The sequence below is a fragment of the Staphylococcus pasteuri genome, assembly GCF_030547725.1.
Classification (GTDB): domain Bacteria; phylum Bacillota; class Bacilli; order Staphylococcales; family Staphylococcaceae; genus Staphylococcus; species Staphylococcus pasteuri.
This window is the reverse complement of record NZ_JAUOQO010000940.1, coordinates 1-237: the sequence shown is the minus strand read 5'-3', so window position 1 is coordinate 237 and position 237 is coordinate 1. Positions and strand designations below refer to the sequence as shown.

The 237-nt window shown below is 47.3% G+C and carries 1 rRNA gene; it reads left to right on the top strand.

Annotation, left to right across the window (positions count from 1 at the left end):
• A 16S ribosomal RNA gene (locus tag Q4528_RS15970) occupies window positions 1-237 on the top strand; the annotation flags it as partial.

Genomic DNA, 237 nt, shown 5'->3' with positions numbered 1-237 from the left:
TCCTTTGAAGTTAGCGGCGGACGGTTGAGTAACACGTGTATAACATACCTATAAGACTGGTATAACTTCTGGAAACCGGAGCTAATACCGGATAAGATTTTTAACCGCATGGTTCAATAGTGAAAGACGGCCTTGCTGTCACTTATAGATGGATCCGCGCCGTCTTAGCTAGTTGGTAAGGTAACGGCTTACCAAGGCAACGATACGTAGCCGACCTGAGAGTGTGATCGGCCACAC